Origin of the sequence: Streptomyces sp. NPDC052701 (assembly GCF_040678355.1) — a bacterium.
Taxonomy (GTDB): domain Bacteria; phylum Actinomycetota; class Actinomycetes; order Streptomycetales; family Streptomycetaceae; genus Streptomyces.
The window spans coordinates 1-9,034 of record NZ_JBFATO010000066.1 but is presented as its reverse complement, the minus strand read 5'-3'; the positions used below and the strand labels follow the sequence as shown (position 1 = coordinate 9,034).

Sequence of the window (9,034 nt, the reverse complement as noted above, 5' to 3'; positions counted from 1 at the left end):
GCGGGGCTGGGGCGGCGGGTGTCGCGGCTGCGGGTCTCGCACGCGTTCCATTCGCCGTTGATGGAGCCGATGCTGGAGGACTTCCGGGCCGTGGTGGCCCAGCTCGCGTTCGCCGAGCCGTCGATTCCGGTGGTCTCCAACGTGTCCGGCACGGTCGCCGCCCCGGGTGAGTTGACGGATCCGGAGTACTGGGTGGGGCATGTCCGTAAGGCGGTGCGTTTCGCCGACGGCATCACCGCCCTGCGCGGCCGGGGTGTGACGCGGTTCGTGGAGTGCGGTCCGGACGCGGTGCTGACGGGCCTGGCCCGCCAGATCCTCGACGAGGACGACGAGGACGGCGGCGAGGGGATCGTGTTCGCGTCGGTGCTGCGCCGGGACCGGCCCGAGGACACCACCGCCGTGACCGCGCTGGCCGAGCTGTTCGTCTCCGGCGCCGAGGTCGACTGGGACGGCTTCTACGCCGGCCGGAACGTCACCCGCGTCGACCTGCCCACCTACGCCTTCCAGCGCAAGCACTACTGGGCCGCACAGGCCACCGTCTCGGAGGCGAACGAGGCAGGCAGCCCGGTCCTGGGATCCGGGGGAACGGACTCCGTGGACGCCGTCTTCTGGGACGCCGTGGAGCGCCGGGACAGTTCCTCGCTCGCCGAGGAACTCGACGTGCCGAGCGGTGAACTCGGTCCCGTTGTGGATGCGTTGGCCGCCTGGCGGGAGCACCGCAAGAAGCTGGCCTCGCTGGACTCCTTGCGGTACCGGGTGGACTGGAAGCCCGTCGGACGCCGGGCTGTCGACGCAGGCAAGCGGGACGAGACGTGGCTCGTGGTCCGGCCTCCGGCCGGCCTGAGAGGCGAGACCGTGGAGCGGATCGTCGACGCGCTCGTCGGCGAGGTGACCGTCATACCCTTCGAGGTCGTCGACAGCGACCGGGCCGCGCTGACCGAACGGATACGGACGGAGGTGGCGGCCGTCGGCCCGCACCGGGTCCTCTCCCTCCTCGGGCTCGACGACCGACCGCATGCCGAGCACCCCTCGCTCACCCACGGCGCCGCCGCCACGGTGGTCCTCGCGCAGGCGTTGGCGGACGCCGGGACGCCCGCCCCCTTGTGGTGCGTCACGAGCGGTGCCGTGGCCGTTCAGGACTCCGCCGAACTCGTCAGCCCGAGCCAGTCGGCGCTCTGGGGACTCGGCGCCGGCCTCGGCCTCGACCAGCCGCAGAGCTGGGGCGGCCTGATCGACGTACCGGAGAACCTCGACGACCGTGCCCTGGGCCTGTTCGTCGCGGCACTCCGCGCGGACGACGACGAGGACCAACTCGCGGTCCGCGCCGGGGGTGTGTTCGCCCGGCGCATGGTCCGCTCCCCGCTCGCGGTGGCGAGCGGAACCGTCCGCCGCGAGACCTCGGTGTCACCGTCGTCCACGCCGGAAGACGGGCAGGACAGCGCCCGGCGGCGTTCCCAGGGCGGCACGGTGTTCATCACCGGCGGCACCGGCGGACTCGGGGCACATGTGGCCCGGATGTTCGCCGAGGACGGTGCCGAGCACCTGGTCCTCACCAGCCGCAGGGGTCCGGCCGCGGAGGGCGCCGACGCGCTGACGAAGGAACTGGAGTCGTTGGGCGCACGCGTCACCGTCGCCGCCTGTGACGTCGCCGATCGTGAGGCGCTGGCCGCTCTGCTCGCCTCACTGTCCGACGGACCGCCGCTGCGGACGGTCGTCCACGCCGCCGGTCTGCCGCAGCGCATCGCCGCCCTGCCCGAGCTGAATCTGGAGGAGTTCGCCGAGGTCGGCCGGGCGAAGACGCTCGGTGCGCGGTATCTGGACGAACTGCTGGGGGACACCCCGCTGGACGCGTTCGTCCTGTTCTCCTCCGGCTCCGCCGTCTGGGGCAGCTCAGGCCAGGCGGCGTACGGCAGCGCCAACGCTTTCCTGGACGGTCTGTGCCACCGGCGCCGGGCGCGCGGACTCACCGCCACCTCCGTCGCGTGGGGTTCCTGGGACGGCGGCATGGTCGACGCGGAACTCAGCGCCGTCATGCGGCGCATGGGAGCCCCTGCCATGGCACCCGACATCGCGGTCAGCGCGCTGCGCCAAGCCCTGGAGCACGACGAGAGCCACCTCGTGGTGGCGGACTTCGACTGGTCCCGCTTCACGCCCGCGTACACTCTCGCCCGCCCGCGGCCGCTGCTCGACGAGATTCCCGAGGCGGTGGCGGCCCTCGACGGCGGCGCCGAGCAGGAGACGTCCGCCGACGCGCCCGCGCTGGCGGCACGGCTCGTCGGGATGCCGAGGGTGGAGGCGACCCGGGCCGTGCACGAACTCGTCCGCTCGCACGTCGCCGCTCTTCTCGGCTACGACGACGCCCTCGCCCTCGACACCCGGCGCGCCTTCGACGACCTGGGCTTCGACTCGGTGGCCGCCGTCGACCTCCGAGGACGACTGACGAAGGCCACCGGCCGGAAGCTGCCGAGCACCATGATCTTCGACTACGCGAACCCGGCCGCGCTGTCGGACTTCCTGCTCACGGAGCTGCTGCCCGCCCCGACCGGCCCGGAGCTGTCCGCGCTGGAGCAGTTGGAGCGGATGGAGACCGCGTTGACGGGCCTCGGCGCGCGGGAGATCGAAACCGAGCGGATCGTCACCAGGCTGCGGTCCCTCGCGTCAAGGCTCACCGAGATCGTGGCGGCCGCCGGGAGCGGCGTGGCCGGCACCGGCGGTGCCGGTGCCACCGCCGGTGCCGGCACCCCGGACGTCGGGCAGAAGCTCGAATCGGCCTCCGCCGACGACGTCTTCGACTTCATCGACAAGGAACTCGGCCTCACCTGATCGGGCATGCGGCCGATCGTCCGTCCGGCACGTCACCGCCCCCACGCGGACGATCGGCCCGCCCGGCAGGGGCCAGAGCCACCTCGCGCCCGGCCCGCACACCGCGGGACGGGCGCCCCACCACGTGATCGGCCTTTCGGACCACAGGACTCGGAGAGACTGAGATGGCGAACGACGACAAACTTCTCGACTATCTCAAGCGCGTCACGGCAGACCTCGCTCAGACCCGACAGCGCCTGGTGGAGGTCGAGAGCGAGGAGCGGGAGCCGATCGCGATCATCGCCATGAGCTGCCGCTACCCCGGTGGGGTGAGCACGCCCGAGGAGCTGTGGGAGCTGGTCGACGAGGGGCGTGACGCCATCTCGGAGTTCCCTGCCGACCGTGGCTGGGACATCGGACGACTGCTGAACACCGATGCCGACCGGCCCGGCACCAGCTACGTCCGCGAAGGCGGCTTCGTCCATGACGCGGGCCACTTCGACCCCGCCTTCTTCGGCATCAGCCCGCGTGAGGCGCAGGCGATGGACCCGCAACAGCGGCTCATGCTGGAGGTCGCCTGGGAGGCGTTCGAGCGGGCGGGCATCGACCCGTCCTCGGTCCGCGGCAGCCGCGTGGGCGTCTTCGCGGGTTCCGGGATCCAGGACTACAACGCCCTCCTGGACGCGGCTCCCGAGCTGGCCGAGGCGTACATGACCACCGCCGGCGCGGCAGCCGTCATCTCCGGCCGCGTCTCCTACGCGCTCGGCCTGGAGGGCCCGGCGATGACGGTGGACACCGCCTGCTCGTCGTCGCTCGTCGCCCTGCACCTCGCGTGCCAGGCGCTACGGCGCCGCGAGTGCGGCATGGCACTGGCCGGCGGCGTCATGGTGATGTCGACGCCGTCGCCCTTCATCGCCTTCAGCCGGCAGCGGGGCCTCGCGCCGGACGGCCGCTGCAAGGCCTTCGCCGAGGCGGCCGACGGCACCGGCTGGGCCGAAGGCGCGGGCATGCTCCTCGTCGAGCGACTGTCCGACGCGCGCCGCAACGGCCACCCGGTCCTCGCGGTCGTACGGGGCAGCGCCATCAACCAGGACGGGGCCAGCAACGGCCTGACGGCTCCCAACGGTCCCTCCCAGCAGCGGGTCATCCGGCAGGCCCTCGCCGCCGCACAGGTGACGCCCGCGCAGGTCGACGTGGTCGAGGGCCACGGCACCGGGACGACGCTGGGTGATCCGATCGAGGCCCAGGCACTACTGGCGACCTACGGTCAGGACCGGCCCGAGGACCGTCCGCTGTGGCTGGGTTCGATCAAGTCGAACATCGGGCACGCGCAGGCCGCGGCAGGCGTCAGCGGTGTGATCAAGATGGTCATGGCGATGCGCCACGGCAGGATGCCCCGCACCCTGCATGTGGACCAGCCCTCCTCCCACATCGACTGGTCGGCGGGCCAGGTACGGCTGCTCACCGAGCCCGTGGACTGGCCCGAGACCGACCACCCGCGCCGGGCGGGCATCTCTTCCTTCGGCGTGAGCGGGACCAACACCCACGTCATCCTGGAACAGGCTCCCGCACTCGACGAACCCTCGGCGGACGAGCCCGCCACTCCCGCCCCGGCCACCGCCACGGACACCCTGCTCTGGCCCGTCTCCGGATTCGGCTCCGCCGGCCTGCGCGCGCAGGCGGGTCGGCTGGCGGAGTGGGTGCGCGAGCGCCCCGGTGTGGAGCCGGCCGATGTGGGCTTCTCGCTGGCGGTGTCGCGGGCTGCGTTGGAGCGGCGTGCGGTGGTGGTGGGGTCGGGCCGGCAGGAGCTGCTGGCGGGGCTGGACGCTGTGGCGGGGGGTGGGGCTGCGGCGGGTGTGTGTCGCGGTGTGGTGGCGGACGGTCTGACGGCGGTGCTCTTCACGGGGCAGGGTAGTCAGCGGTTGGGGATGGGCCGGGGGTTGTATGCGGGGTTCCCGGTGTTCGCGTCGGCGTTCGATGCGGTGTGCGGGGTGTTGGACGGGTTGCTGGGGCGGCCGTTGCGGGATGTGGTGTGGGGCCAGGACGCGGGTCTGCTGGAGCGGACGGTGTTCGCTCAGGCGGGTCTGTTCGCGGTGGAGACGGCCTTGTTCCGGCTTTTGGAGTCGTGGGGTGTGCGGGCCGATTTCGTGGCGGGGCATTCGGTCGGTGAGGTGACGGCCGCGCATGTGGCCGGGGTGCTGTCGCTGGAGGATGCGGCGCGGCTGGTGGCGGCGCGGGGCCGGCTGATGGACGCACTGCCGGCGGGCGGGGCGATGCTGGCCGTGGCCGCGGCCGAGGACGAGGTGCGCCCGCTGCTGAGCGACGGTGTGGGCATCGCCGCCGTCAACGGGCCGGCATCCGTGGTGGTCTCCGGTGCGGAGGCCGGGGTGGAAGCGCTCGCCGCGCACTTCACGGGACTGGGGCGGCGGGTCTCCCGGCTGCGGGTCTCGCACGCCTTCCATTCGCCGTTGATGGAGCCGATGCTGGAGGACTTCCGGGCCGTGGTGGCCCAGCTCGCGTTCGCCGAGCCGTCGATTCCGGTGGTCTCCAACGTGTCCGGCACGGTCGCCGCCCCGGGTGAGTTGACGGATCCGGGGTACTGGGTGGGGCATGTCCGTGAGGCGGTGCGTTTCGCCGACGGCATCACCGCCCTGCGCGGCCAGGGTGTGACGCGGTTCGTGGAGTGCGGTCCGGACGCGGTGCTGACGGGCCTGGCCCGCCAGATCCTCGACGAGGACGACGAGGTCACGTTCGCCTCGGTGCTGCGCCGGGACCGGCCCGAGGACACCACCGCCGTGACCGCGCTGGCCGAGCTGTTCGTCTCCGGGGCCGAGGTCGACTGGGACGGCTTCTACGCCGGCCGGAACGTCACCCGCGTCGACCTGCCCACCTACGCCTTCCAGCGCAAGCGGTACTGGATCGACGCCCAGGCAGGTGCCGGCAACATCGCCTCCGCCGGTCTGGACACGGCCGAGCATCCCCTGCTCGGCGCCGCGATCACCCTCGCCGACAGTGACGGCGTCGTCCTCACCGGACGGCTGTCGACGGACACCCAGCCCTGGCTGGCCGAGCACGTGGTCGGCGGCAGCGTCCTCTTCCCCGGCACCGGTTTCCTGGAACTGGTGATCCGGGCGGGTGACCAGGTCGGCTGTGGCCTGATCGAGGAGCTGACCATCGAGGCGCCTCTCGTGCTCCCCGAGCACGACGGCGTGCAGGTACAAGTGGCCGTCGGCGCTGCGGACGCGGCCGGTGCACGTGCTGTCACCGTTCACTCTCGGCGCCAGGACTCCTCGGCAGACCTGCCCTGGACCCGGCACGCCAGTGGTGTGCTCGCCCCTGTCGGCCGCCCGGCGGACGACGACCGGCCGGACTCGTCGTGGCCGCCCGCCGGCGCACTGCCCGTCGAACTCGGCGGAATGTACGAGGGGTTCACCGAAGCCGGGATGACCTACGGTCCGGTGTTCCGCGGACTGACATCTGTATGGCGCTCGGGCGACAGCGGCGAGGTGTACGCCGAGGTCACCCTCCCCGAGCAGGCGCGCGCGGCGGCCGAACAGTTCGCCCTGCACCCGGCGCTGCTCGACGCCTGTCTGCACGCGGCCGCCTTCACCGGGGCCATCGGAGAGCAGGGTGCGCTGCCGTTCGCCTGGTCCGGAGTGACGCTGCACACCGAGGGCGCATCGGACGTACGCGTGCGTCTGACGCCGACCGGTTCCGGCATGGTGACCGTGGAGCTGTCGGACCCGTCCGGACGCCTGGTCGCCCGAGTCGAGTCATTGGCGCTGCGACCCATCTCCGCGGAACAGTTGGCAGCGGCCTCCGCCGGACACCACGACTCGCTGTTCCGGCTGGACTGGGCGCCGCTGCCCGCCCGGACGGCCGAGCCGGTCACCTGGGGCCACTGGGACGACACCGTGGCCGCGGAAGCGCCGCAGGCGGCCGTACCGGACGTCGTCGTGTGGCACTGCCCCCAAACGCCGGCCGACGCCGACGCAGACGCCGTCCGTGGGGCTGCGCACCGTGCCCTGGAGGTCCTGCGCACCTGGATCGCCGACGACCGTCATGCCCGCTCCCGGCTCCTCGTCGTCACCCGGGGAGCCGTCGGGCTGCCCGGCGAGGACGTGACGGACCTCGCGGCGGCCTCGGTCTCGGGGCTGGTGCGGGCCGCGCAGTCCGAGAACCCGGACCGGATCGTCCTGATGGACATCGACGACCCGACCGGTCTCGACTCCCTCGTGGCCGCCGTCATGGCCTCGGGCGAACCGCAGCTGGTGGTGCGTGGCGGCGGCATCCTGCACGCCGCGCGGCTGAACCGCGCCAGCGCCCCCGGCGGTCACTCCGACGATGGCGACGAGCGGGCGTCACGGCTCGCCGAGGGCACCGTCCTGATCACCGGCGCCACCGGCGCCCTCGGTGCCCTGTTCGCCCGGCACCTGGTGACCGAGCACGGCGTACGACGCCTCCTCCTGACCAGCCGCAGCGGCGAGAGCGCGCCACGGGCCGCTGAACTCCTCGCCGAACTCACCGGGTTGGGCGCCGAGGTCGAACTGCGCGCCTGCGACGTGTCCGACCGGGACGCTCTTGCCGGGCTCCTGGACGGGGTGACGCTCAGCGGCGTCGTCCACACCGCCGGTGTGCTGGACGACGGGGTGATCTCCTCGCTCAACCCGGACCGACTCGACACGGTCATGCGGCCCAAGGTGAACGCCGCGTTGAACCTGCACGAGCTGACGGCGGGCATGGACCTGTCGATGTTCGTCCTCTTCTCCTCGGCCGCAGGCGTCCTGGGCGCCCCTGGTCAGGGCAACTACGCCGCCGCCAACGCCTTCCTCGACGCGCTGGCCACCCACCGCCGCCACGCCGGACTCGCCGCCCAGTCCCTCGCCTGGGGCCTGTGGGGACAGTCCAGCGGTATGGCCGACACGCTCGACGAGACCGACCTGACCCGCATCGCACGCACCGGTATGCACGCGCTGACCCCCGAGGAAGGGCTCGCCCTCTTCGACGCGGCACGCACCTCGCCGGAGCCGCTGCTGCTGCCCGCCGGACTCGACCTCCCGGCTTTGCACGCCCAGGGCGATCGGCTGCCCACCGTCTTCCGGACCCTCGTCCCGGCGGCCCGTCGGCGCAGTTCCTCCGGCGCGGCCGGTGAGTCGAGCGCCCTGCGCCGCCGACTGGCCGCCCTGCCGCAGGACGAGTGGCACGGCGTGCTCCTCGACATCGTCCTCGGACGCGTGGCATCGGTCCTCGGCTACGCGAACGCCTCGACGATCGAGTCGGGCCGCGCCTTCCAGGAACTCGGCTTCGACTCGCTGACCGCCGTCGAGTTCCGCAACTCCCTCGGCGAGGCGGTCGGCATGCGCCTGCCGGCCACCCTGGTCTTCGACCACCCGACACCGGAAGCCCTAACCGCCCATCTTCTCCAAGAGGTGGCCGGAGCACAGGACGATCTCACAACGGTGTCCCCGGTCCTCGTGGCCGACGACGACCCGGTCGTCATCGTCGGCATGGCCTGCCACTATCCGGGCGGTGTGGCCTCGCCGGAGGACCTGTGGCGGCTGGTGGCCGACGGGGCGGACGCGGTCTCCGAGTTCCCGGCCAACCGCGGGTGGGACATCGGCCAGGTCTTCGACCCGACCGGCGAGCGCCCGAACACCACGTACACCCGTGAGGGCGGCTTCCTGCACGACGCCGACCGTTTCGACCCAGCCTTCTTCGGGATCAGCCCGAACGAGGCGCTGGTGATGGACCCGCAGCAGCGGCTGCTGCTGGAGACCGCCTGGGAGACCTTCGAACGCGCGGGCATCGACCCCGCCACCCTGCGCGGCAGTGCCACCGGCGTGTTCGTCGGCATGATGTACCACGACTACGCCGCCAACAACAGCACGGGCGCCATCGCCTCCGGCCGGGTCTCCTACGTCTTCGGCCTCGAGGGCCCCGCCGTCACCATCGACACGGCGTGCTCGTCGTCGCTGGTCGCCCTGCACCTGGCCGTGCAGGCGCTGCGCTCCGGCGAGTGCTCCCTGGCCCTCGCGGGCGGTGTCGCGGTGATGGCCACGCCCGAGGTGTTCGTCGAGTTCAGCCGGCAGCGCGGCCTCGCCAAGGACGGTCGCTGCCGCTCCTTCGCCGCCTCGACGGACGGCACGGGCTGGGGCGAGGGCGCGGGCATGCTCCTGGTGGAGCGTCTGTCGGACGCGCGTCGCAACGGTCACCCGGTCCTCGCGGTGGTGCG

General features: G+C 72.7%; 2 protein-coding genes. Both read left to right on the top strand.

Going from position 1 to position 9,034, the window contains the following annotated elements; all coding sequences use genetic code 11:
• Window positions 1-2,823 (top strand): SDR family NAD(P)-dependent oxidoreductase (locus tag AB0L29_RS35220; protein ID WP_365833408.1); only part of this gene is annotated, 2,823 nt, incomplete at its 5' end.
• A 164-nt stretch (window positions 2,824-2,987) separates the two neighbouring features.
• Window positions 2,988-9,034, top strand: a 6,047-nt coding sequence (locus AB0L29_RS35215) for a type I polyketide synthase (protein WP_365833406.1), incomplete at its 3' end; no start/stop codon positions are given.